This is a genomic window from Pseudomonas sp. efr-133-TYG-5 (assembly GCF_030209175.1).
GTDB lineage: Bacteria > Pseudomonadota > Gammaproteobacteria > Pseudomonadales > Pseudomonadaceae > Aquipseudomonas.
Window position 1 is genome coordinate 560,680 of the sequence record NZ_JARVSM010000006.1, and the last position, 23,879, is coordinate 584,558.

The 23,879-nt window shown below is 64.5% G+C and carries 17 protein-coding genes; 6 read left to right on the forward strand and 11 right to left on the reverse strand.

Annotated features, from left to right (window positions below; all coding sequences use genetic code 11):
• Positions 1-109 precede the first annotated feature (109 nt).
• Positions 110-2,230 (reverse strand): TonB-dependent receptor, encoded by a 2,121-nt coding sequence (locus QRN70_RS21440; protein ID WP_285419890.1) that lies wholly within the window; start codon positions 2,228-2,230, stop codon positions 110-112.
• Positions 2,231-2,568: 338 nt separating this feature from the next.
• Between QRN70_RS21440 and QRN70_RS21445 the strand changes: the two genes are divergently transcribed.
• On the forward strand, positions 2,569-2,892 hold the full coding sequence (locus QRN70_RS21445; RefSeq protein WP_285419891.1) for a hypothetical protein: 324 nt from the start codon (positions 2,569-2,571) through the stop codon (positions 2,890-2,892).
• Between the two features lie 57 nt (positions 2,893-2,949).
• Here QRN70_RS21445 and QRN70_RS21450 read toward each other — a convergent pair whose 3' ends face one another.
• The 10 genes from QRN70_RS21450 to cbiE all read right to left on the reverse strand — a co-directional run bounded on the left by QRN70_RS21450 (position 2,950) and on the right by cbiE (position 11,992).
• On the reverse strand, positions 2,950-4,317 hold the full coding sequence (locus QRN70_RS21450; protein WP_285419892.1) for a PepSY-associated TM helix domain-containing protein: 1,368 nt from the start codon (positions 4,315-4,317) through the stop codon (positions 2,950-2,952).
• A 163-nt stretch (positions 4,318-4,480) separates the two neighbouring features.
• The gene (locus QRN70_RS21455; RefSeq protein WP_285419893.1) at positions 4,481-6,601 is read right to left on the reverse strand and encodes a TonB-dependent copper receptor; all 2,121 of its coding nucleotides are present in this window, start codon (positions 6,599-6,601) and stop codon (positions 4,481-4,483) included.
• An 84-nt stretch (positions 6,602-6,685) separates the two neighbouring features.
• Positions 6,686-7,132 carry a DUF2946 domain-containing protein gene (locus QRN70_RS21460; RefSeq protein WP_285419894.1) on the reverse strand — a complete coding sequence of 149 codons (447 nt, stop codon included), beginning with the start codon at positions 7,130-7,132 and terminating at the stop codon, positions 6,686-6,688.
• 21 nt (positions 7,133-7,153) lie between these two features.
• Entirely contained in the window at positions 7,154-7,633 is a 480-nt protein-coding gene (locus QRN70_RS21465) for a copper chaperone PCu(A)C (protein ID WP_285419895.1), read from the reverse strand.
• Positions 7,634-7,681: 48 nt separating this feature from the next.
• Positions 7,682-8,080, reverse strand: coding sequence for a DUF2946 domain-containing protein (locus QRN70_RS21470; protein WP_285419896.1), 399 nt, complete (start codon positions 8,078-8,080; stop codon positions 7,682-7,684).
• Between the two features lie 97 nt (positions 8,081-8,177).
• On the reverse strand, positions 8,178-8,468 hold the full coding sequence (locus tag QRN70_RS21475) for an addiction module antidote protein (RefSeq protein WP_285419897.1): 291 nt from the start codon (positions 8,466-8,468) through the stop codon (positions 8,178-8,180).
• Positions 8,469-8,471: 3 nt separating this feature from the next.
• A complete protein-coding gene (locus tag QRN70_RS21480; RefSeq protein ID WP_285419898.1) occupies positions 8,472-8,774 on the reverse strand; it encodes a type II toxin-antitoxin system RelE/ParE family toxin in 303 nt (100 codons plus the stop codon).
• A 191-nt stretch (positions 8,775-8,965) separates the two neighbouring features.
• Entirely contained in the window at positions 8,966-9,694 is a 729-nt protein-coding gene (locus QRN70_RS21485; protein WP_285419899.1) for a cobalt-precorrin-6A reductase, read from the reverse strand.
• Positions 9,691-10,788, reverse strand: a complete 1,098-nt coding sequence (locus QRN70_RS21490; protein WP_285419900.1) for a cobalt-precorrin-5B (C(1))-methyltransferase — start codon at positions 10,786-10,788, stop codon at positions 9,691-9,693. Before QRN70_RS21490 ends, QRN70_RS21485 begins: the two co-directional genes overlap by 4 nt.
• A complete protein-coding gene (cbiE, locus tag QRN70_RS21495; RefSeq protein ID WP_285419901.1) occupies positions 10,781-11,992 on the reverse strand; it encodes a precorrin-6y C5,15-methyltransferase (decarboxylating) subunit CbiE in 1,212 nt (403 codons plus the stop codon). The genes QRN70_RS21490 and cbiE overlap by 8 nt, the downstream gene beginning before the upstream one ends.
• Before the next feature lie 145 nt (positions 11,993-12,137).
• Between cbiE and cobG the strand changes: the two genes are divergently transcribed.
• The 5 genes from cobG (at position 12,138) to QRN70_RS21520 (ending at position 23,877) form a co-directional block, all read left to right on the forward strand.
• Positions 12,138-13,436: a precorrin-3B synthase gene (gene cobG / locus QRN70_RS21500; RefSeq protein WP_285419902.1), complete on the forward strand. Its 1,299-nt coding sequence runs from the start codon at positions 12,138-12,140 to the stop codon at positions 13,434-13,436.
• Positions 13,429-14,055, forward strand: a complete 627-nt coding sequence (locus QRN70_RS21505) for a precorrin-8X methylmutase (RefSeq protein ID WP_285419903.1) — start codon at positions 13,429-13,431, stop codon at positions 14,053-14,055. Before cobG ends, QRN70_RS21505 begins: the two co-directional genes overlap by 8 nt.
• Entirely contained in the window at positions 14,052-14,786 is a 735-nt protein-coding gene (locus QRN70_RS21510) for a precorrin-2 C(20)-methyltransferase (protein ID WP_502941643.1), read from the forward strand. The genes QRN70_RS21505 and QRN70_RS21510 overlap by 4 nt, the downstream gene beginning before the upstream one ends.
• Positions 14,786-16,489, forward strand: coding sequence for a precorrin-3B C(17)-methyltransferase (cobJ, locus tag QRN70_RS21515; protein ID WP_285419904.1), 1,704 nt, complete (start codon positions 14,786-14,788; stop codon positions 16,487-16,489). Before QRN70_RS21510 ends, cobJ begins: the two co-directional genes overlap by 1 nt.
• 266 nt (positions 16,490-16,755) lie before the next feature.
• Complete coding sequence (locus tag QRN70_RS21520; RefSeq protein ID WP_285419905.1) at positions 16,756-23,877, forward strand: TcdA/TcdB pore-forming domain-containing protein; 7,122 nt, start codon at positions 16,756-16,758, stop codon at positions 23,875-23,877.
• Positions 23,878-23,879: the final 2 nt, after the last annotated feature.

A 23,879-nucleotide genomic window follows, 5' to 3' on the forward strand; every position in this document is an offset into this window, starting at 1 on the left:
ACTCTGAAATTTTCGGTGCTGCCGGTGGCGCTTTCGCGAGCAGCTCGCGCCCACCGGGAAATGCATTGCGCAAGTGGGGGCGAGCCTGCCCGCGAAAGGGTCCAGTACCTCAAAAGGCGTAGTCAGCCGTGACAAAGAACGAACGCGGCTCACCCAGAATCCACTGCTGGCCCTCATTGTATTGGCTTTGCGCATACGTCCGGTCAAACAGATTGTTCACCTGCAAACCCAGCGTGGTGTTGCGCAAGGCTTGCCACGACAGCGTTGCATCGACCACGGTGTAGCTCGGCAGCTCGTTGCGGTTGGCCATGTCGGCGTAGCGCGCATCGACATAGCGCACACCGGCGCCGGCTTTCAGGTCATCGGTCAGCGCCTTGCTCAGCCACAGATTGGCGGTGCGCCGCGGCACGTCCACCGGACGATTGCCATTACGCGACACCGGCACGCCACCGACCACTTCTTCGAAATCGTCGTACCTGGCTTTGACGAGCGCGGCGTTGGCTTGCAGTTGCCAGGCATGTGGCAGTTGCAGATCGAGGCTGGCTTCCAGGCCGTTCGACGATTGCTGACCGACCTGTTGCTTGAGCGTCGGATTGCCCGGATCGTCGGTCAGCAGCTTCTTCTTGACGATGCGATACGCGGCCAGGGTGAACTCGCCGCGCTGCTCCCAGAACAGTTGCTTCAGGCCGATCTCGGTTTGCCGCGCGGTGGACAAGTCATATTGCTGCTGGCTCGGGCTCAGGGAAATCAGGCCGCCGATGCCATCGGTGCTGGTCGCGACCTGGCCGTAGAACGAGGTGTCCGCCGTCAGCGCGAACACCAGGCCGGCCTTCCAGTTGTTGCCGGTCAGGGTCTTGTCGCTCTGGCTGCCGTCGACCAGGTTGTTGCGGTCCACATGCACGTAGTCGCGGCGCACGCCGGTCACCAGCGACCAGCGCTCGCTCAGTTGCGTGCGGTTTTCGGCGAACGCCGACATCTGTTTGGTGGTGCTGTCGAACTGATCGCGATACGGATCGGCGCTCTGGAAATAACCGCTTTGCGGGTGATACCGATCCAGCGGCTGGCCGCCCGGCACATCGTTGAACGGCGAGTTGCTGTCGAGCTGGAAGCGGATGCGGTTGTAGTCGACACCGGTCACGGTCTGGCTGTCGAGGCCGAACAGCGAGTGCCTGAAGGTGAAGATCTGGCGGTCGCCGACCTGTTCCTGTTTGTGGCCGATGCCGAAGTAACCACTGCGGCTGAGTTGCTGGCTGTCAGTATCGAAGTTGTAGTTCTCGGCGTTCTGCCAGCGACGTTGGGCCTTGAGGTAGTACAGCTCGTTGCTGGCGCTGACGGCATCGTTGATCTGCCAATCCGTGGTCAGGCGCGTCCATTGATCGTTGTAGTGCTGTTTGTCGTCGCGCACGTTGTAGTTCCTGTTGCGCAGGCTGTCCTTCAACTGGCCATTGATCAGTGGTGTACCGAAGTAGTTCTGCGGGCGCTGGTCGCCGTAGTCGTGGGCGAGGGTGAAGGTCAGGTCATCGCTGGCCTGCCAGCGCAGGGCGGCGCTGATGAAGTCGCTGGACGCATCACCGCGATCGACCCAACCGTTGCTGCGCAGGCGATTGAGGTTGAGGCGATAGCTCAGGGTGTCGGTCAGCGAACCGCCGCTGTCGAACGCCTGCTGCTGACTGTCGAACGAGCCGTAGCCGACGCGCACGTGGTTTTCGATGTCGCCCGCGAACGGCTTCTTCGGGATCACGTTGACCACCGCGCCGGTCGCGCCTTCGCCGTACAGCACCGAGGCCGGGCCGCGCAGCACGTCGACACGCTCCACCGCCCAAGTGTCGACCGGGAACGTCACAGTGCCCATGCCGCTGTACAGACGGTTGCCGTCATACAGCTGCATCACCGAGCTCTGCCCGGTAAAGCCGCGAGCCTGCAACGACGTGCCGCCATCGCCCGGCGTGCCGGTGCGACTGATGCCGGTGCTGCGCGACACCGCGTCCTGCACGCTGCGATCGCCACGGGCGCGGACCTGTTCGCCGCTGAGGCTTTCGACGCTGGCTGGGGTGTCCATGGCCGTGAGGTTCAGGCGCGAACCGGCGGAGGTCGGGGTGGTCAGGCTGACGGTTTCGGCGTCGATCGCCGGCGCGGAGATGGTGCCGGCGGGCAGCGTCAGGGCAGTGCCGTCGGCCTGCGCCTGGTGCCACGCGAGCAGGCACAGACTGGACAGGAAATACTTGTTCATTGGACCGGAGAATCACTTCTGCAAAAGAAAACCCGTAGCGCGAGGCGACGGGTCGGGCGGCATATTTGCGTTATACAGTAACACTAAAAACTGCCGGAGCTTAAGCCCCGGCAGTTTAAAGATCTGTCTAGTTCGCGCATCTCGCGTGTTTCATGATGAACATGAACGGAATCCAGGATCGATCAATAGCCTGTGAGACCAGACTATGCCGAGAAGTTAGCTGCGCTATAGCAAAACACTCTGAATAACTGTCATTTATGACAGTGCTGCTGAGGGCTCCGCAGGCATTAGATTGAGGGCGCACGCGCTCGCGTGTTCAGCAGACAAGGAGCAGCGCAATGAAAGTCACGACAACGGCAATCCTGTTCATCCTGATGGCGGGGCTCGGCTTGGGCCGGGCCGTGCTGGCGGCTGACGAGTTTCGCGATTGCATGCAGGAATGGGAAGCCAACACGGGTGCACGCAAGACGTGCAATCAAGTCAGCAACCCTTCGAGCGGCTCTGTGCCCATGGCCAGGCCAGCAGGTTTTCGTACGTGTACGATTACTGTCAGTTGTCAAAAAAGCGATGGGTTCCCCCTTTTTCAGAAAGTGGATGTGGACATCACTCAAATCCCGTTACTGAACAACTGCGGCGGCAGACTCAAGGTCGGCAATTGTTAATGCGCGCAAGCGCGGGCGCGATCGCCCCCGGCGCTCGCGCCTGCGTCAATCACCCGCTCAGTTGGCGTACGCCCTGCGGCTCAGACGAGCCAACAGGATTCGGTCCAATAGCCACACCACCACCAGCGACGCTCCCACCAGCGGAAACACCACTGCCAGCACCAGCATGATCGCCACGCCGGTTTTCCACTTCGGCAGGTCGTGGCGCAGCGGTGGTACGCCAAATCTGCCTTGCGGACGACGCTTCCACCAGATCACCACACCACTGACAGCGCTGAGCAGGATCATCAGGCAGATCAGCAGCACGATGATCTGGTTGAAAGTGCCGAACATCTTGCCTTCGTGGAGCATCACGCCGATTTCCGTGGCCCGCGCCACTGCACCGTACTGCTCGAAACGCACATCGGCGAGGACCTTGCCGGTGTACTGGTCGACATGCAGAGTAGCGTCGTTGCGTGGATCGTCGGCGAACACGGCGATGGTGAACACGCCGGTGGCGGTGGTCGGCAGGGTGATGCTGTAGCCCGGTTCGACCTGGCGTTGCAGCGCGATGTTCTGCACGTCCTGCAGGCTGATCGTCGGCGCGGCGGGGCCATGTTGCATGCCGCCGTGGGCCATGTGTTCGGCGTGGTCGCCGGACATCGGCATCGGCGTGTTTTCCATCGCCCAGGGCACGGTCTGGCGGGCGGCGTTGTTGAGACTGCCGGCCTCGACGTCGGAGGTCGGCACGTTGTCCCACATCGCCGCCGGGAACACGTTCCAGACCTGGGCGTACTGTTTGCCCCAGAAGCCGGTCCAGGTCATGCCGCTGAGCAGCATCACCAGCAGCAACGCCGCGCCCCAGAACCCGGTGACGGCGTGCAGGTCACGCCACAGCACGCGGCCGCGACTGCTCAGGCGTGGCCAGAGAATCCCCGCCGCCTGACCGCGCGGCCACCACAGGAAAACCCCGGACACCACCAGCACCACGCCCCAGCCGGCGGCCATTTCGATGAGGCGGTCACCGACGGTGCCGATCATCAGTTCGCCGTGGATCGCCCGGGCGATGGCTTGCAGGTTCTGCTTGGCGTCCTGTTCGCCGAGGATGTCGCCGTGGTACGGATCGACGAACACATTCAGTTCGTGGCCGGCATTTTTCACCACGAATTGCGCGCTGCGTTCGGCGTTCACGGGCGGCAGGTACTGGCTGACCTGACCCTGTGGGTAAGCGCTTCTTACCTTTTGCAGCAAGTCGTCGGCCGGCACCGTGTGATGCCCCGCCGGAACGTTGAGCAGGCTGCTGTACATCAGCGCATCGAGTTGCGGTTTGAACAGGTAAATGATGCCGGTCAGGGCCAGCATCACCATGAACGGCGCGACGAACAATCCGGCATAAAAATGCCAACGCCAGGCCAGGTTGTAGAAATTCGGTTTGGGCTGTTTCATCACGTGTGCTCCGCTTGGCTTGGATCTTCTAGTTGTTCATTCAAGTTGCTGCACCGCATTACCTGTGGGAGCGAGCCTGATCGCGAAGGCGTCCTGCCAGACGACATCCATGCTGGATGTGCCGTCCCCTTCGCGAGCGGGCTCGCTCCCACATGGGTGGGTGTTAGAAACTCATGTCCACCTTGGTCCAGAGCGTGCGCCCCGGTTCGTTGATGGCTTGCGGGTCGTTGGCGGGGTAGCCGAACCCGGCGTTGCCCGCCAGGTTCAGGTGCTCGGCGTAAGCCTTGCCGAACAGGTTGTCGACGCCGCTGCTGACCTTCCAGTTTTTGTTGATCCGATAGGCACCGTTGAGTGAGAACACGCCGAAGCCCGAACTCTTGTCGTAGTCCTTGCCGACCACGTTGCCTTTGTTCTGGTCGATACGGTTTTGCGCGGCAACCACCCTCCACAGGGCGCCGGCGCTCCAGTTGTCTTCGCTGTAGGTCAGGCCGAAGCGCGCATCCAGCGGCGGCATCTGCGGCAGGGCCTTGCCGTCGCTGCTGTTCTTGCCCCAGGCGTAGGCCAGGGTCGCATCGGCTTTCCAGTTATCGGTGAGTGCGTAAGCGGCACCGAGTTCGCCGCCCATGATCCGCGCGTCGATGTTCTCGGCGCGCGAAGTGCTCATGCCCATCATCCCCGGGGTGTAGTCGAACAGGATGTAATCGCGGACCTGGCCGATGTAGCCCGAAGCCCAGGCTTCAAGGTCGGCGCTCTTGTAGTTGACGCCAAAGTCGAGCTGGGTGGTCTTTTCCGGCTTGATCGAATCGAACGCATTGACCGAACCGGCCGGGCCGGAATTGGGCGAGAACAGCTCCCAGTAATCCGGGAACCGCTGCGCGTGGCCGAGGCCGGCGTAGAGCGTGGTCGGGCTGTCGGCCAGGTCATGCTCGTAACGCACGAAGCCGCTCGGCAGGGTATCGGCACGGGTATCGCCAGCGGTCGGATTCGGCCGCGACATCATTCCCGAACCGCTGCTCTGGCGGAAATCCCTGGCCGAGGCGCGGTCGACCCGGGCACCGCCGATCAGCCGGTCGCGGTCGGCGGCGTACCAGGTCATCTCGCCGAACACGCCGTAGTTATGGAAATCGGCATCCTTGCTGTAGGGCAGGTCCTTGTAGGTATCGATGCCCATGGCGCTGCGCTGACGATGCTCGTCGGTCTGCGCATCGAGGCCGCTGATCAGCTGAATGTCGGCCCAGCGCCAGGTCGCCTTGATCCGTGCGCCGAGGGTGCGGCGGTCGACGTTGGATGCCATCGGCCCGGCCATCATCCCGGTGCCGGATGGCGTGCGCAGGGTGTAGTTGTCCATCACGTGGTCGGCGTAGTTGTAGTAGACCTGCGCTTCGAGTTTCTCCAGCACCTCGCTGAGGTTGGATTTCTCCAAGCGCAGGCCGAGGCTTTCGCGCAGGAATTGCGCACCGTCCATGCCGCGCCCGGCGTAGCGTGCTTCACCGTCGCCCTTGCCGGCGGTGAGTTCGATCAGGGTGTCGGCGTCCGGGGTCCAGCCCACCGCGATATCACCGTTCCACTTGTCGTAGCGCGAGGCAACGCTGTCGTGGTTGCCGTCGCGGTAGTCGTCGGAATGCGCGGTGTTGCCGATCACCCGTACGTAGCCCAGCGACCCGCCAGCGGCGGCATCCACGACTTTGTCGAAGCGTCCGTTGGAACCGGCCAGCACGCTGGCGTTCACGCGGCTGCCGAGTTCGCCGAAGTGTTCCGGCTCGCGGTCGAAGAGGATTGTGCCGGCGGATGCGCCGGGGCCGTAGAGCACGGTTTGCGGGCCCTTGATCACGGTGAGCTTGTCGTAGGTCTCGGGCGAGATGTACGAGGTCGGCGCGTCCATCCGGCCGGGGCAGGCACCGAGCATCAGGCTGCCGTTGGTGAGGATGTTCAGGCGCGAGCCGAACATGCCGCGCAGCACCGGGTCACCGTTGGTGCCGCCGTTGCGCACCAGGGCGAAGCCGGGAATGGTCTTCAGATAATCGCCGCCATCGCTGGCCGGCACCGGTTGGCGCGGGTCTTTCGGGTTGGTGACGATGGTCAGCGGCGAGCTCGGGGCAACGGCGGTGATCACCGTCGGGCTCAGTTCGTCAGCGTGGCCGACGTGTTCGTCGGCGTGGACCAGCGGGGCCAGCAGGACACCGCAAAGGACGGCGCTAGCGTGCCTGAAGCGAACGCGGGATTCGTTCAGGGCAAAGGAGGCCGGGGCACAGCCCGGGCGTGGAACAGCAGCAAACCTGGACATGACAATTTCCATCAAACAGTCGTAAACGACACGGCCGGCAGCCTGGAGCTGTCTTCTCAACCGTGTGCAATCAGAGGTGGGTGTCTACGCTGCGACGGGCGGGGCGCGGGTGCGGGCGCCGGGGAAGAAGGTCTGCCGGGCGTGGCCCAGGCGCGGGGAGGGTGGGGTGAAGGTGTTTAGCGGCGGGATATTGAAGGCGACACTATCGCCCCCGCCGGTCAGCGCCGGGCAATTGAACAGCAGGCTGCAATAGCCGCATTTTTCCCACAGCACATGGTGTGAGGATTGCGGCGGGCAGTGCTCGGCCGAAGGGGTTGCTTCATGCGCGGAGTGATCCATGCCCGGCATGTCCATCGCCATGTCCATGCGCATTGGCATGGAGGGCGAGGCGTGCTGATCCATCGGCATCGACTGAGAAATCAGTGGGCCGATGAAGATCATCAACATGGCGAACAGGGCGATCCAGCTGCCGCGCGTCAGGTATTGAGTCTGACGGCGATGCCGGGAGGGCCTGGCGCTCAGCGGGCGCATGGGCGAAGTCAGCCGGATCGGTTACTGAGCGTGCGCGTGGGCCTGCGTGGTTTCCGGCGGTTTCTTCTGCACGGCGACTTCAACGGTGACGTCACCGGCCTTCTCGAAATGCAGGGTCAGCGGAAAGCGCTTGCCATCGCTGAGCAGGCTACGGTCGGTCGGATTGAGCAGCATCACGTGATACGCCATCGGCGCGAACGTCACCTTGCCACCGGCAGGAATCACCACGTTGGGCACCTGCTGCATTTTCATCAGGTCGCCCTGCATCACATGCTCATGCAGTTGCGCTTCAGCGGTGATCGGCGAGTCGACGCTGAGCAGCCGGTCGTCGGTCTTGCCGGGATTGCTGATGACGAAATAAGCGGCGACGGTCGGCGCATTGGGCGGCAGTTCCTGCGACCACGGGTGGGCGATTTCCAGCTCGCCGGCCTTGTATTCGTGGGCATGGGCGAAGCACGCCGGCAGCAACAGCGCAGCGATGACGATGAATTTGTTCAACATGGCGGTTCTCCAGAACGATTTGAAACGCAGGTCAATTGCGCGAACAAATCAGACCAGAGGAGAGGCGCGGGGATTGAGGCTCGGCCATTGCTGGCGCGGTGTCGGGGCTTGCAGCAGGGTGGGCGCCACGCTGCGATTGCTTGCGTACTGGGCGAAATACAGCTGCGGCGAATGCCCCGGCAATGCCACCACCGGCGCCGAGCCCGAGCAGCACCAGCAATGCTGCATGGTCGAATGGGTGTCGTTGAGCGGGGTTTTCTGTGTCGTGGTGCCGATGTCGATCGCCACCATCTTCGTCCCGCTGCCGGTGCAGAAACTGCTCCACAGCAACTGCTCGGCCGGCGTTTGCGCCGCCTGCGCCATCGCTCCCGTCATCGGCATGGCGAGCATGTTGAACAGCACTGCAAAGCAGGCGATCCAGGCAATGGCAAGCCGGTGTCGGTTCATGGGACAGATCCGTCGGGTGGGCGATCAGGCGCGGCTATTTAGCCTGATCAGGGCCGATAAGTAAAAAAGCGTAGTGCGGTTTGGTGTCGCAGAGGATTCACCCTGCTACGGCATGCAACCGCAAACCCAGCGCCTTCATAACTTTCATGATAGTCGCGAATTCCGGATTTCCATTGCTGCTCAGCGCTTTATAAAGGCTTTCACGACCCAGCCCTGCATCTCGTGCAACCTGGGTCATGCCTTGGGCGCGGGCAATGTCATTAAGGGCTGCACGGATGAGAACGCCGTCGCCAGCATCTTCGTCAAAACAAGCGTCCAGGTAAGCCGCCATTTCCTCCGGCGTTTTAAGAAACTCTGCAGCGTCGAAGCGGGTGAATTTTTCGGTCATGACTTACTCCTCATTACCGATGCTTTGCGCCAACTGGATGGCGCGTTTGATATCTCGTTTTTGTGTCGACTTGTCGCCCCCCAGCAGTAACAGATAAATCACTTCGCCTTTACGTGTGAAGTACATCCTGTAGCCGGGACCGTAATGAACACGCATTTCATAAACGGCACTGCCAACGAACTCGCAATCACCCATGTTTCCATGCTCTGCGCCTCGAATTCTGGCGATGATGCGAGCTTTGCCATTGGTGTCTTTCATCGAGTCGAGCCAATCGGCAAATGCAGGGGATCGTTCAAATTCGATCATGTCGAAATCGTATTCCTTGGGATACAGACTGACAAGCCGCTTTTTTCTTGAGCGCTGCAGTGCGCTTCAAGAATTTGCTCGCTGCAAATCTGTGGGGATAAAAGGAATCGAAATCTTGACGTGAAGTAACAAGAGCGAACAGTCAGCTGTTTCCTGAAAATTTGCCGGTCAAATCAAGGATTAGCTCGAAATCAGGAATTATCTGACGTAGAGAGGGCTTCCAGGATTTCAGACGTATTCCTGAACTCCCGATCAACCCCCGCCAACTCCGGTCGCCTCAAAACAATCACCGGCACCCCAAGCTCTCGCGCCACGTCCAGTTTCGGCTCGGTCGCGGTGCTGCCGCTGTTCTTGCTGATCAGCACGTCGATCTGCCGTCGTGCGAACAGCGCCCGTTCATCCTCGAACTGAAACGGCCCACGGGCGCCGATGACTTCGCAGCGTTCGTTGCCGGGATAAACGTCGAGGGCGCGCAGGGTCCAGAACTGGTGCGCAGGGATTTCGTCGAGGTGTTGCAGCGGTTCGCGGCCAAGGGTGAACAGGGGACGGCGGAAGGGTTCGAGGGCGTTGATCAGTTCGGCCCAGTCGGCGACTTCACGCCAGTCATCGCCCGGTTGCGGCTGCCACGCCGGGCGGCGGAGGGCCCAGCAGGGGATGCTGGTGAGTTGCGCAGCAGTGGCGGCGTTCTGGCTGATTTGGGCGGCGTAAGGGTGGGTGGCGTCGAGCAGCAGGTTGATGCCTTCGTCGCGAATGAACTGCGCCAGACCTGCGGCGCCGCCATAGCCGCCGACGCGCACCTGACACGTCAGGTCGGTCGGCACCCGGCCCACCCCGGCCAGGCTGTAAACGTGTTCCGGCCCCAACGTACGCGCGATCGCCAACGCTTCCGTCACGCCGCCCAGCAACAGAATCCGTTTCATGCAAACTCCCCCGCATGGCCGACGATGCCGCCCTGACGATCAATCGCGAACACCTCGACCTGCACCTGCGCCGGCACCACGCTGCGTGCGAACTGCAGCGCATGACGGCAGACCTCATCACCCAGCGCCACGCCCGCCGCAGTGGCCATCGCCAACGCCTGCTGACTGGTGTTCGCCCCGCGAATGGCTTGCTGCAACGCATCGTCAGCACCAATCGCCGCCGCCCAGTCGGCCAGTTGCGGCAGGTCGATGCTCGAATGGCGCGAGTGCAGATCCATGTGCCCGGCCGCCAGTTTGCTGATCTTGCCGAAGCCGCCGCACAGGCTGAGTTTATCCACAGGCACTTTGCGCAGATGCTTGAGCACCGCGCCGACGAAGTCGCCCATTTCGATCAGGGCGATTTCCGGCAGGTCGTAGACCCGGCGCATGGTGTCTTCGCTGGCGTTGCCGGTGCACGCGGCGATGTGCAGATAGCCGTTGGTTCTGGCCACGTCGATGCCCTGGTGGATCGAGGCGATGTAGGCGGCGCAGGAAAACGGCCGGACGATGCCGCTGGTACCGAGGATCGACAGACCGCCGAGAATACCCAGGCGCGGATTCATGGTTTTCAGCGCCAGGGCTGCGCCGCCCTCGACATTGACCGTGACCTCGAAGCCGCCGCGATAGCCGGTTTCTTCGGCGAGGCGTGCGAGGTGCTCGCCGATCATCCGGCGCGGCACCGGGTTGATCGCCGGTTCGCCGACGCCCAGCACCAGCCCCGGGCGGGTCACGGTGCCGACGCCGGTGCCGGCGACGAAGCGAATGCCCGACTCGGCCAGCAGCCGCACGTGCGAATAGAGCAGGGCGCCGTGGGTCACGTCGGGGTCGTCACCGGCATCCTTGAGGGTCCCGGCCTCGGCGCCGTCGGCGCTCAACCGGCAGAACTCCAGGCGCATCTGCACCTGCTTGCCCTTGGGCAAGACGATCTGTACGGCATCCGCGGCAACGCCGCCGAGCAACAGGCGGGCGGCGGCGAGGCTGGTGGCCGTGGCGCAGCTGCCGGTGGTCAGGCCGCTGCGCAGGGGTGCGGGTTGTTCGGCGGTTTCGTCACGCATCGAGGGGTTTGACCAGATCCAGCAGGGTGATCGGCAGCGCCTGGCGCCAGGTGTCGAATTCGCCCAGCGGTTGCGCCTGGGCCACATGGATGCGGGTCAGTTCGCCGCCGTGGCGTTCGCGCCAGTGCATCAGGGCGGCTTCGCTTTGCAGGGTCACCGCGTTGGCGACCAGCCGGCCGCCGGGCTTGAGCTGTTCCCAGCACGCCTCGAACACGCCTGCGCGGGTCACGCCGCCGCCGATGAAAATGGCATCCGGGCGTTCCAGGCCGGCGAGGGCCTGCGGGGCCGTGCCGCGAATCAGTTGCAGGCCGGGCACGCCCAGCGCATCGCGGTTGTGTTCGATCAACGCTTGCCGCCCCGCATCCGCCTCGATCGCGATGGCGCGACAGCTCGGGTGCGCGCGCATCCATTCGATACCGATCGAGCCGCAACCGCCACCCACGTCCCACAGCAGCTCACCGGGGATCGGTGCCAGGCGGGCGAGGGTGATGGCGCGCACGTCGCGCTTGGTCAGTTGGCCGTCATGCACGAACGCCGAGTCGGGCAGCCCGGCAAGGCGTGACAGGCGCGGAGCGTGCGCGTCGGCGCGGCATTCGATGGCGATCACGTTGAGGTCGGCCATGGCGGCGCTGTCCCAATCGTTGGCGGTGCCATCGACCCGGCGCTCGGCGACGCCGCCCAGATGTTCCAGCACGCTCATGCGGCTCGCCGCAAAACCGCGCTCGCGCAACAGTTGCGCGACTGCCGCCGGGCTCTGACCGTCGTTGCTCAGCACCAACAGGCGCACGCCGCTGAACAGCTGGGCATTGAGTGCAGCCAGGGGCCGCGCCACCAGCGACAGTGTGACCACGTCCTGCAACGGCCAGCCGAGGCGTGCGGCGGCCAGTGCGCAGGAAGACGGCGCGGGCAGGATCAGCATCTCGGCGTTCGCCACCTGCCGGGCGAGGCTGGCGCCGACGCCGTAGAACATCGGGTCGCCGCTGGCCAGCACGCACACCGCCTCGCCGCGCCGCTCGAGCACCGGGGCGAGGGAAAACGGACTCGGCCACAACTGGCGCTCGCCGCGGATACACACCGGCAGCAGGTCCAGCTGGCGCTGGCCGCCGACAATCCGCGAGGCGCCCAGCAGGGCCCGCCGGGCGTTTTTGCCCAGGCCCTTGAAGCCGTCTTCACCGATTCCTACTACCGTCAGCCAGGGGGACATCTGTCGCCTCTCAAAAAAGTGTCCGCAAACGCGGCGTTCCGACGGGCAGACTTTTCATGCCGCCGGACAAAGCAGGCATAATACCGCGCCTTCGCCCGCGAAGCGTCTATCCACTCAGCCGGCCAGCCCCTTGAACGATCACCCGATGTCCACCGCCATACGCCCCTCGGCCTGCCCGGGGTTGCTGCGTATCGTCCAGGCACTGGATGGCGGCATCTGTCGGATCAAGCTCGATGGCGGCTTGCTCAGCGCCGCTCAGGCCGACGCGGTAGCCGAGGCGGCCGAACGCTTTGCCGGCGGCGCGATCGAGGCAACCAATCGTGGCAACCTGCAGATTCGCGGGATCGGCGTGCAATCTGCCGCATTGATCGAGCACCTGCTGGCCGCCGGCCTCGGCCCGCGCAACGCCGCCGCCGATGATGTGCGCAACCTGATGCTCAGCCCTGCCGCCGGCATCGACCGGCAGATGCAGGTCGACACCCGGCCGCTGGCACGGCAGATCCTCGATCTGCTGCAAAGCCATCCACGTTTCCATGAACTGAGCGCCAAGTTCGCCGTGCAGCTGGATGGCGGCGAGGCGCTGGCAATGCTCGAACATCCCCACGATCTGTGGCTGTCAGCCTGCGAGCGCGACGCTGAAACACTGCTGGCGTTCGGTCTGGCCGGATGCCCGACGGAGCCTGCGCTCGGTGCCGTCGCGCTGGAACACGGCGTGGCCCTGGTAGCCGCGGTGCTGGAGCTGTTTCTCGAACGGGCGCAGCCGCAACAGACGCGGATGCGCCATCTGCTCGATGAAATGCCGCTGCCGGCCCTGCTCCAACAGCTGTCGGCGCGGGTGCCGGTGCGGCCCATCGATGACTGGCGACGCGCCTCGGCGGCGCCAACGCTGCACCTGGGCATTCAACGGCAAAACAGCGTCGGCCTGCACTACGTCGGCGCCGCGCCGGTGCTCGGCCGTCTCGACCCGCCGCAGCTGCGCGGTGCGGCCCGCCTGGCCCGGCAGTACGGCGACGGCACCCTGCGCTGCACCGCGTGGCAAAGCCTGCTGCTGCCCAACGTGACCACGGCGCATGCCGCCGACGTGCGCCAGGGGCTTGCCGATCTGGGCCTGCAGACCGACCCCGACGCCGCACTGTCACGGCTGATCGCCTGCACCGGCAGCCTCGGTTGCGGCAAAGGCCTGGCCGACACCAAGGGCGATGCCCGTCGGCTGGCGACGTTGTTGCCGCAGGCACTCGATGTGCACCTGTCCGGTTGCCCGCGTTCCTGCGCCGCGGCGCACCGGGCCGCGGTCACCTTGCTGGCGGTCGGCCCCGGCCGCTATGACCTGTATTTTCGCGACGCAACGCAGCCGGGCTTCGGCGCGCTGCACGCTCACTACCTTACTATCGAAGCGGCGGCGGCCCTGCTCGCTGCCCGCTCACGGAGCCCCCTTGATGCTTGATTACATCCGCGACGGTCAGGAGATCTATCGCAACTCCTTCGCGATCATTCGCAGCGAGGCCAACCTGGCACGCATCCCGGCCGACCTGGAAAAACTCGCGGTGCGGGTGATTCACGCCTGCGGCATGGTCGAGGCGGTCGACGGTCTGCAATTTTCCGCGGGCGCCGGCCAGGCCGGGCGCGGTGCGCTGGCGGCCGGTGCGCCGATCCTCTGTGATGCGCGGATGGTTTCCGAAGGCGTGACCCGCGCCCGGTTGCCGGCGAACAATCCAGTGATCTGCACCCTGCGCGACGACAGCGTGCCGCAGCTGGCCCGCGAGCTGGGCAACACCCGCTCGGCGGCGGCGCTGGAACTGTGGCGGCCGCACCTGGCCGGCAGCGTGGTGGTGATCGGCAATGCGCCGACCGCGCTGTTCTATCTGCTGGAAATGCTCGACGCCGGCGCGCCGAAACCGGCGCTGATCCTCGGCTTCCCGGTCGGTTTCGTCGGCGCTGCCGAGTCGAAAGCGGCGCTGGCGGCGGACAGCCGCGGCGTGCCGTTCGTGATCATGCAGGGCCGGCTCGGCGGCAGCGCCATGGCGGCCGCTGCGGTCAATGCCCTGGCTACGGAGATCGAATGATGCAGGCCAAAGGACGTCTGATCGGCCTCGGCGTGGGCCCTGGTGATCCGGAACTGATTACCGTCAAGGCCCTGCGCCTGCTGCGCGAATCGCCGGTGGTGGCGTATTTCGTCGCCAAGGGCAAGAAGGGCAACGCGTTCGGCATCATCGAAGCGCACCTGCAGGCGGCGCAGAACCTGCTGCCGCTGGTGTACCCGGTGACCACCGAAGCGCTGCCGGCACCGCTGTCCTACGAGCAGGTGATCAGCGATTTCTACGACAGTGCCGCCGAAGAGCTGGCGGCGCATCTGGATGCCGGTCGCGACGTGGCGGTGATCTGCGAAGGCGATCCGTTCTTCTACGGCTCCTACATGTACCTGCACGATCGCCTGGCGACGCGCTATGAGGCCGAAGTGGTGCCGGGCGTGTGCTCGATGCTCGGCGGCGCCTCGGTGCTCGGGGCGCCGCTGGTGTATCGCAACCAGAGCCTGTCGGTGCTGTCCGGCGTGCTGCCCCACGAAGACCTCAAGCGGCGCCTGGCCGATGCCGACGCGGCGGTCATCATGAAGCTGGGGCGCAACTTCCCCAAAGTCCGCGCGGTGCTGGAAGAACTCGGCCTCGCCGAGCGCGCGCTGTACGTCGAGCGCGCAACCATGGCCAATCAGAAGATCGTGCCGCTGGATCAGGTCGAGCCGATGTCGTCCCCGTACTTCTCGCTGATTATCGTGCCCGGCGAACGGTGGCAAGGCTGATGACCTCATCGACTCCGGCCATCGTCATTCTCGGCCAGGGCAGCCTGGCCACTGCCCGCTGCCTCCAGCAGGTCTATCCGGCGGCGCAGATCCACGGTCTTGCCGGTCGGGTCGACGGCGCCGACTGCAGCTATCAGGAATTCGGCGCGACCCTGCGCGCGCTGTACCAGCAGGACACGCCGATCATTGCCCTGTGCGCCGCCGGCATCGTCATTCGTACCCTGGCGCCGCTGTTGCTGGAAAAAGGCGCCGAACCGCCGGTGCTGGCCGTCGCCGAGGATGGCACCGCCGTGGTGCCGCTGCTGGGCGGCCTGGGTGGGGTCAACAGCATGGCCCGCGAGATCGCGGCGCACCTGCAGGTCGCGGCGGCGATCACCACCAGCGGCGAATTGCGTTTCGGCACTTGCCTGCTCAATCCGCCCGCCGGTTATGCCCTCGCTGACCTGGAGACGGGCAAGCGCTTTGTCTCTGATCTGCTCGCCGGGCACAGCGTGCGCATTGACGGCGCCGCCCCGTGGCTGGATCAGGCGCAATTGCCGCAAGACCCGCAGGCGCAGCGCGCGATTCATGTCGCCAGCGATGCGCGTCAGGTTGCGGCCAATGAGCTGCGCATTTATCCGCGCAGTGTGGCGGTGGCGGTGAATGCCGATACGGCGGATCTGCTGCCGCGCATTCGCAGCGCCTTGCACCAGGCCGATGTGGCCGTGCAATCGCTGGCCTGCCTGGTGGCGGCCGACACGCAAATGGCCAGCCCGGCGCTGCGTGAAGTAGCGCTGCAGCTGGCCGTGCCGCTGCGCTTCGTGCCGGCGGCGGCGGACATCGCCGAGCTGGCGCACAATGCGCTCGCGCCAGCGCAGATCATTGTCAGCGCCGCTGACATGGCCGTCGCTGTGGCCGCACAGCCACTGGATGTTTCACGGATCGGCCGCCCGCGCGGACGCCTGGCGGTCATCGGCCTCGGCCCCGGGGCGGCGGAACTGATGGTGCCGGCGGTGAAAGCCGAGCTGGCCCGCGCCACCGACGTGCTCGGCTACGAAACCTACGTGCGCATGGCGGGCCCGTTCCGCGACGATCAGGTGCAGCACTGCACCGACAACCGCGAAGAAATGCAGCGCGCCCGGCATGCCTTTCGCCTGGCGGCGGCGGGGCGTTCGGTGATCGTCGTGTCGTCCGGTGACCCGGGTGTGTTCGCCATGGCCGCGGCGGTGCTCGAAGCGCTGCACGAGTCGGATGATCCGACGTGGCACAGCGTCGACCTGGAAATCCTGCCGGGGGTGTCTGCGTCGCTGGCCACGGCGGCCCAGGCGGGCGCGCCGCTGGGTCATGACTTCTGCGTGATGTCGCTGTCGGACAACCTCAAGCCGTGGTCGATCATCGAGAAACGCCTGGGTCTGGCGGCGCAGGCCGACCTCGCTTTGGCCTTCTACAACCCGATTTCCAAGGCGCGGCCATGGCAGCTGGGGCGGGCGCTGGAAATCGTCGGGCAACACCGCACGGCGCAAACCCCGGTGGTGCTGGGCCGGGACATCGGCCGGCCGGGGCAGACCCTGCGAGTGACCACGCTGGGGGCGCTGACGGTGGATCAGGTGGACATGCGCACCATGGTGCTGGTCGGTTCGTCGACCACGTGCACCTTCGCCCGCAGTGGCGGCGGCGAGTGGGTCTACACGCCGCGCTGGTACGGTGAAAAACCGTCGGGTTGATAGCGCTCGCGACACCGGGCGATTGACTATCAATATGTAAAAAGGGCAGCGAACTTACAGTTCGCCGCCCTTTTTTATTGGCGGTTCTAGTTTCGATTAATCACAACTTTGTCTGCTTGAATGTCCGGATGTAATGCAATGTTGCCTTTGACATTGTTTGAATATCTTCCTGTTTGTCTGTGGCGATTTTTTATTCTAGTTTCGCCGGGTCTTTGCAGGGTTTGCACTCTGCTTGATTAATCAGTCCATACAAGGAAGTTGTTCTTATGCTGGATGCAAAGATTGCCCGTCGCGATGACGGCTATGAAAAGTTTGTCAATCTGTTCAAGTTGGCCGATCTGGAACAGGCATTGTTGCCCTATAAAAATACCGCGCAATATGACGCGATTATCCGTTATTACTTCGCCTGTATCGGCCTGCTCGATTCGCCGCGGCTGTTGCAGCCGCTGGCGCTGTTCCGCCAGGCGTTGGGGGATTTGAGTGCGCGCCGGGTACGCCGGGAAACCGGCAAGAAAACCGCAGCAAGTCCCGACGGCGAAACGGCGCCGGAACTTTCGCAGATTATCGGCCGGGTCGACCGTTTCCAGTCGCGCCTGCAATACAGTGTCGAACAAATGAAAATCGCCGCCACCGAAGTGCCCAAGATCCTGCACTTTGTCTGGCTCGGCGGCGGCATCGGCGATATACAGCGCGATTATCTGAATATCTGGCGGCAAGTGCTCGCCGGGCAGGGTTACACGATCAATCTCTGGTATGACAGTGATGCGTTGCTGGCCTATCAGAGCAATCGCTTGATCGTCGAGGCGGCCAAGGCCGATGCCATGTTGCAGGGCGGCGCCGCGAGTGATTCGGAGTGGGACCTGATCGAGATGTATGAAGCGCGGGCCATTGTCCTGAAACAGCAGATGTTCGCGCATATCAACCAGGCCGTGCTCGACGGCGAACTGGCCGATGAAGCCCGGGTGCAATTGCTGAGTCGGGCGTACGGCCAGCAGGCCGACGACCTACGGGCGCTCAAGCAGGCGAATCTGCACAGCCTCGAGTCGCTGCAGGGCGAGGATCTGCAGTTGCGCGATCTGGCCAGCCCGGCCGAGTCCTTGCAGTTGCGCGCGATCTACGATCAGGAAATGCGCCTGCGCGGCAATCTGGCGGCGGCCTCCGATGTCGTGCGTCTGGAAGCGGTGGATGCCGAGGGCGGCATGTATTCGGACATCGACAACCTGCCGCCGCTGTTGCGAGAGCTGGGCGGTGTCGACATCAGTGGCTTGCACCAGGACGCGCGCCTGGGAATTCTGCAGCTTCTGCTCGAGCACAATCGGCACTGGATGCCGGGGCGGGAAGCGCTGCGCGGGAAATACACCGATCACACCGGGGTCATTCCCGAGGAACATCGCGCGGCGCTGGAAGCGTTCGCCAAAAGCGCACCGGCGCTGGACCAGGTTTTCCAGGCGCCGGCGGACCGGCTGGCCCGTCCTTACATGCTGCGTGCCGTGGTGGAGGGGGGCTCACTGAGCAATGCCTATCTGATGGCGCATCCCGGCGCGGCAATGACCAACAGTGTGCTGCAGCGCATTCGCTTCAACTATCAGGTGCTCGCCAGTGTGGAACGTGAAGCGGCGCAGCGCGGCATCCCCCGGCACGGCTCCGAGGCTCTGCTGGAGCTGACAATCCAGACGTTGCAACGGGCGCTCGGCCTCTCCAGTGATATGTCGGTCGAGGAGAGCGATGCTATTGCCTCAATGGCGGCGCACTTGGTCAATTACTACGGTGACGGGCTCAACCCGCAAACCGAAACGACGATTCATCTGACCGGTCCGAAAGCGATGCGCACGGCCATGGCGGATTACGAGAAAGCCCATTTCACTCCCGAAGGGGCCGAGGCTTCGCAAAATGAAGCGGGTATCCCGCCATTGGGTACGGTCAATCGCGCGACGGAAGAAGAGCTGGATCACTCCTGGAAAGAGAATCTCGAGCACCGCCGGTTGTGGGCCGAACGCGAATGGCGGCTCTGGCACGAAGGCCAGTTCAAGACCCGCTACGCCGGCAATATCGATGAGCTGCTGAAACACTCGACCGTCGAGTTCGAACTGGGCTGGCCCCTGATCGAAGGGCGCCATGTGGTGCACACTGAGTTGCTGCAGCGCATGGCCCAGACCCTCGGCGAACGCTTCACCGACGCCCTGCAGGACGGCCACGATGGGCCGATCAGTTTCGCCGAACCACTGCCGCTGAGTTTCGACGATCGCCAGGCCATCCGCGAGCAGCCCGGTGGGGCAGGTACGCCTGTCGCGCTGAGCGACGAAAAGACGCGCTTTCTGCCACTGGACGAAGTGCTGATCCGCCTGGCCAAAGGCACCCTGCAAGCGTTCCAGCTGACGCCCTTGCAACGCTTGAAGCTCGGTGGCCTGCTCGGCGCCGAAACGCTGGATGACCACAGCCTGCTGGAGCGGCGCGCGCAGCTCGACAGCCTTGCCAACAGTCTCGGCGACCGTGGCACCGCCGCGCGCTATGTGGCGATCGAGCAGCATCTGTTGCGGCAGCGGGCGCCAGCGTTCATGGCCGGCCTGGCCAGCGACGACGAGCCGCTTTCGGCTCCCGGAATGAGCGCGCTGGAACTGAAGAAGCAAGCGTTGTCCGAGACCGCGACCCTGTTCGAGTGGGGCCGTCAGGTGGCGCAGATCCAGCACCTGGCCACCCAGGAACATCGTGAGCAGGTGCGCGATCGCGTGGTGCAGGTGCTCGATCAGTTTGCCGAGGGTAACGTCAAACTGGTGCCGCAGGACTTGTTGATGCAAGGTCCCGGCGACACCGCCGCCGGCCGCTGCGTGCCGCTGGCGCTGGCGATGAGTGCCGCGCTGGCCAGGGGCGAGGCGGCGACGCGGCAATTGCGGGCGCGCTTCTACCTCGCCGTGATCGAGCCCGAGCAGGCGGACTCGGTGGCGTTCCTCAGCGCGCTTGAAGAACTGCGCGGCGTGCAGCTCGAAGAGTCCGGTCAGGCCATGGGCCGCGTCGATCTGGACATGGCTGTCGGTCTGCTCGAGGGCTCGCCCGGCCCGCGAACCCTGATGCTCAACACCGACAACCACGCGATGGTGGTGGCCCGCACCGAAAACGGCTACCACTTCTATGACCCGAATTTCGGCCTCTTCGAGTTCAGCCAACCGGCGGTCTTCAGCGCGGCGCTCAAGCAGTTTTTCCAGGTCACCGGCCTGGCCCGCCACTATGCCGCGTTCGGTACGCCGGAGCGGCCGCAGTTCGACCTGATCGATGTGCACGGCGAACGGGTGGCGCAACTCGACCTGTCCACCGGGTTCAAGGTCGACCTGTTGTTCGATGACGAAGCCTTGCCGCAGATGCCGGCGCAGCGCATCCGCCAACGCCTCAACAGTGCCCATGGCAAAAGTCTGGTCGCCAACCCGCAGCTGGGCAGTTCGCTGCTGGAAATCGACAGCCAGTGGTGGGCAGAGCAGATCGCCCTGGCCACCTCGCGCCTACAGGAGGGGCATGCGGCGGTGACACCGCTGGTGCCACTGTTCGACTCGCTGGAACTGACCGCCGAAGGTACCTACCGGCTGAGTCTGCTCGATCCGAAAAATGCCGAGCATGTGGTCCAGGTGACCAGCGCCGACAGCCGTCTGCTGCGGATCCGCAATTATCTGTCCGAGCTGTTCGCCACGCTGGGGCGCAAGCGCGCCGCGAGCGATGTCAGCGCAGAGCCGGCCGAGGTCGGCGCGGTGCATACGCTCAATGCCGCGTTTGCGATTCAGGCGCTGTTCAATGCCCTGCGCGGACGCGAAGGCGACGACCGCACGCTGACCACGGCGGTGCAATGGCACGCCTACATCAACTATGCGCAACTGCTGCACGGCAATGCCGTGGACGTGGCCGGGCTGGTCGGGCTGGTGCAGGCAGCGATCCGCGATGAAAAACTCATCGCCCGCACCTGCGGACCGGTGGTTGGCGAAGCGTTGCAGCCACTGGCCGGCAGTACGGTCGGCGTGGTGGCCGGACACATCGCCACGGGCGGTGTCGGCACCTTGCTCGGCCTGGCCAACGTCGGCTTCGATATCTATCAGCTGGCCAATGCGACGAACGATGTCGAGAAAGCCCAGTACGGCACGCAACTGGCGTTCGATTCCGCCAGCGTGGTGCTCGGCAGTGCCAGCCTGATCGCTTCGTTGACGGGAGCGGCCACCACGTCGGTGGCGCTGGGCGGGGCGAGTGTGATCGTCGGCGGCCTGGCAATCGGCGCGGCCGCACTGGCGCAGGCGTTCGCCCGGATTGCCGAGGAGGCGAAGGCGGTCGGGCTGTTTTTCGATGACCTCGAGCAGGCGCATCACGGCGCCGGTTACCGCTATGACGGCGCCCGTGAAGCCTGGTTGCCGCGCTCGGCGCTGATCATCGACGGCGTCGACCTGGCGGCGGGCAAGTTGCACCTGGACAGCACGCGCCTGTATCCGCTACGCGATCACTTCGGTGTACCGGAATTCGAGACCGACTACGCTCGCGCCATCAACCTCAGCCAGGAGCTGGGTTACCCCGCCGAGATGGACTTTACCGTGGACGCCGGGCAGACCATCGTCCTGCCCTGCACACCGCAGGTCTGCTACCGCTACGAATACCAGATCCTGCCGTTCGCCTCGCAGCGCCACGACAAGGGCTTCGACATCGCGCGGCGCCTGGAAAAGAAGAAGGCGGACGGCCAGTGGTTGTTCCTGTTCAGCTTCTACTCGTTCCCCAGCCATTACGTGATCCACCGCATGTACCCCGATTACCGGCCGGTCGACATCACGGTCAAACTCGATGACCAGCATCGGATGCTGACCGTGCCGGTTCTGCCCAAGGTCTGGAAAGGTCTGGTCTCGTACCGCATCCAGGGCGTGGGTGCGGAGTGCACGCTGGGGCTCAACCCCGGGGTCGAGGTCCGACTCGAATCCTCCGGGCTGGACAGAAGCCAGTGGATGTTGCTGGCACCGTGGGCCAATGAAGACCAGGTGCGTTTCGACCAGGCTGGGCAGTTCTTCGTCGGCGACGTCAAGGTGACGCTGGGCGGCACCGGAGCGCATCGACTGTTCGTGCGCTTCGCCGGTGGGGCGGTGTTCCAGGTCGATTATCTCGCCGGGCACCTGCTGATTGCCGAAGCCGCCGCTCCCGACGGGCTGGACGGCCAGGTGTTGCAGGATCACTTGCAGGCCATGGCCCGCGACCATCGGCTGTTGATGCGCTACACCCAGGTGCACAACTATCTGGTGCCCTTCGAAGACCCCGCGACACCGCGCTACACCAGCGGCTGGTATGACGCCCACGAGGATCGCATGCTGTATATCCGCAACAGCGATGCCATGGGCGACGATGCGCTGCTCGGGGCAGTGAGTGGCGGCTCGGCGTTTTTCTATGACCCGGAAAGCTACGACGTCTTCGAGGTCGACGCGACCACCGGCTGGCTCAGGCATCGCTATCGCCTGCTGGTCAAGGCGCAGGTGCAGAGCCGCATTCGCAGCGTTGAAGCCGACGCGCACGGGATGGTGCACGTGGTGCAGGAGTTCGTGCACGAAGACGCCACGGTCGAGCGCTGCCTGTACCAGATTCAGGACAGCCAGTTGTGGTTGACCGCGATTGTCTGCGATCACGAACCGACCTTTGAACAGGTGTTCAGCAAGGACGTGACCCTGGCCGACTGGTCACCCGTACTGGGCAAGTTCTTCACCCTGGCGCCGGTGCACAAGGCCGATGGTTCGAGCACGGTCGACTGGCAGCTGGCGGGGTATGTCTCGGTGAGCTGGAAGATCGATAAACAGTGGCGCGACATGGCCTGGATACGCACCCGCGACAACCTGATCGTGCGCCCGGTACCGCGCCGTCATCACGCGCGTGGCTGGGCCGATTCGATCCAGGACCAGCGTGATCTGACCCTGCTGACCATCGCCGAAGACAGCAATGTGTTTGTCGTCTACGACCGTCTGCGCCAGCAGTTGTGTCGGGTGGAACTGACCCACGCCAAAGGCGAACGCAGCTGGACCTCGCGTTTTGTGCAGCCGGACAGACTCAAGCAGGTGACGGCTCACGGCAACGGCTACCTGGCCATTACCGCGGACGGCTTGTTCTTCAATATCACCGCCGCGGGCGAGTTGCGCCTCGGTGGGCTGGACGCGCCGTGGCTCGCAGGACGCCCGCAATGGTGGCAGGCACTGGCGGCGGTCGCCCGGGAATATGCCGTCGAGCACTTCGCCGTGGTCGGTGTGCGCGATGTCGAGGGGGCGGCGCGGATCTCTGCCTGGTTCGTCGATAACCGCTTGCTGTTGAGTGCGGTCGGTGCCGGCCAGGAGGTGCGCATGCTCGGCCTGACGCCGGACAACCAGGCGGTGTGGCTGTTCGATGTGACGCGTGGCGAGATCTGTCGCCAGGCGTTCATCGATCCGCAGCGCCTCGAGCAGGCCTTCGCCGACGGCGCGCAACTGTTGGTGGCCGATCTGCTGCCGGCGGCGGTGCGGGAGTGGGCGCACTGGCAGTTTGCCGATGTCACGGCTGACGCTGCCGGCCTGCGCGCCACGTCGACTGACGGGGTGCTGATGACGCTGCACTATCAGCAACCGGTGCGGATCACCGGGGTCAATTCGCAGTGGGTGAATGTGTACAGCGACGACGTGCGCGGCCATCTGCGCGCCTTGCTCGAAACCGAGGAGCACCAGGCGTTCATTTCGGTGGACGCGGGGCCGGAAAGCCGCCAGTGGTACATCGCCGACAGTGCGCGGCTGATCCGCATTGCGGCGACGGCGCTGCCCAAGCAGTTCGACATGCTCGGCACCCACGCGTACACCGATGTCCTGCTGCATGAACCGGCGCAGGGTGCGGTCAAGACCTACCCCGGCGAGCGGCAGGTGGGCGCGCTCGACTACATCAAGCGCCATGACGACGTGCTGGTGGTCGAGGGCGACCTGGGCAAGCACGATATCCTGCCGCTGATTCCGGATGACGTGCGCACGCTGGTGCTGCGCATGGGCCAGGGCGGCATGAAATGTCATCTGACCCCCGCCCTCGGACGCAGGCTGGATTCGGTGGTGGTCGATTGCCGCTATCCGCTCGGCGAGGTGCCGGTGGTCACTTCCCGGCTGCTCTGGTCACCGCTGCAGACGCAGAAAATCGAGCTGGGGATCGTCGACGAGCACCTGGTGCTGGTTGATCCCGACAGTGAGCATTGCCTGATCTGTCGTGATGTCTGCGCGGCCGACCCGGCCTTGCGCGGCGATGTGCTGCTCGACGTGCAGGGGCTCGGTCGCTGGCCGGTCTCGCACCTGGTGGAGCGTCTGCGCCAGCGCGAGGACGGGACTGACTGCGTCAGGCTGGTGACGCTGTTCGACGCAGCGGACATGCAGGCGGCGGGTGCCTGAGC

Bases quoted from the DNA above. Each gene is read 5' to 3' on its own strand.
- QRN70_RS21485 (WP_285419899.1), bottom strand. From the start codon at position 9,694: ATGAAACGGATTCTGTTGCTGGGCGGCGTGACGGAAGCGTTGGCGATC.
- QRN70_RS21440 (WP_285419890.1), bottom strand. From the start codon at position 2,230: ATGAACAAGTATTTCCTGTCCAGTCTGTGCCTGCTCGCGTGGCACCAG.
- QRN70_RS21455 (WP_285419893.1), bottom strand. From the start codon at position 6,601: ATGTCCAGGTTTGCTGCTGTTCCACGCCCGGGCTGTGCCCCGGCCTCC.
- QRN70_RS21475 (WP_285419897.1), bottom strand. From the start codon at position 8,468: ATGACCGAAAAATTCACCCGCTTCGACGCTGCAGAGTTTCTTAAAACG.
- cobJ (WP_285419904.1), top strand. From the start codon at position 14,786: ATGACCTCATCGACTCCGGCCATCGTCATTCTCGGCCAGGGCAGCCTG.
- QRN70_RS21520 (WP_285419905.1), top strand. From the start codon at position 16,756: ATGCTGGATGCAAAGATTGCCCGTCGCGATGACGGCTATGAAAAGTTT.
- QRN70_RS21445 (WP_285419891.1), top strand. From the start codon at position 2,569: ATGAAAGTCACGACAACGGCAATCCTGTTCATCCTGATGGCGGGGCTC.
- QRN70_RS21470 (WP_285419896.1), bottom strand. From the start codon at position 8,080: ATGAACCGACACCGGCTTGCCATTGCCTGGATCGCCTGCTTTGCAGTG.
- QRN70_RS21505 (WP_285419903.1), top strand. From the start codon at position 13,429: ATGCTTGATTACATCCGCGACGGTCAGGAGATCTATCGCAACTCCTTC.
- QRN70_RS21480 (WP_285419898.1), bottom strand. From the start codon at position 8,774: ATGATCGAATTTGAACGATCCCCTGCATTTGCCGATTGGCTCGACTCG.
- QRN70_RS21450 (WP_285419892.1), bottom strand. From the start codon at position 4,317: ATGAAACAGCCCAAACCGAATTTCTACAACCTGGCCTGGCGTTGGCAT.
- QRN70_RS21465 (WP_285419895.1), bottom strand. From the start codon at position 7,633: ATGTTGAACAAATTCATCGTCATCGCTGCGCTGTTGCTGCCGGCGTGC.
- cbiE (WP_285419901.1), bottom strand. From the start codon at position 11,992: ATGTCCCCCTGGCTGACGGTAGTAGGAATCGGTGAAGACGGCTTCAAG.
- QRN70_RS21510 (WP_502941643.1), top strand. From the start codon at position 14,052: ATGATGCAGGCCAAAGGACGTCTGATCGGCCTCGGCGTGGGCCCTGGT.
- QRN70_RS21460 (WP_285419894.1), bottom strand. From the start codon at position 7,132: ATGCGCCCGCTGAGCGCCAGGCCCTCCCGGCATCGCCGTCAGACTCAA.
- QRN70_RS21490 (WP_285419900.1), bottom strand. From the start codon at position 10,788: ATGCGTGACGAAACCGCCGAACAACCCGCACCCCTGCGCAGCGGCCTG.
- cobG (WP_285419902.1), top strand. From the start codon at position 12,138: ATGTCCACCGCCATACGCCCCTCGGCCTGCCCGGGGTTGCTGCGTATC.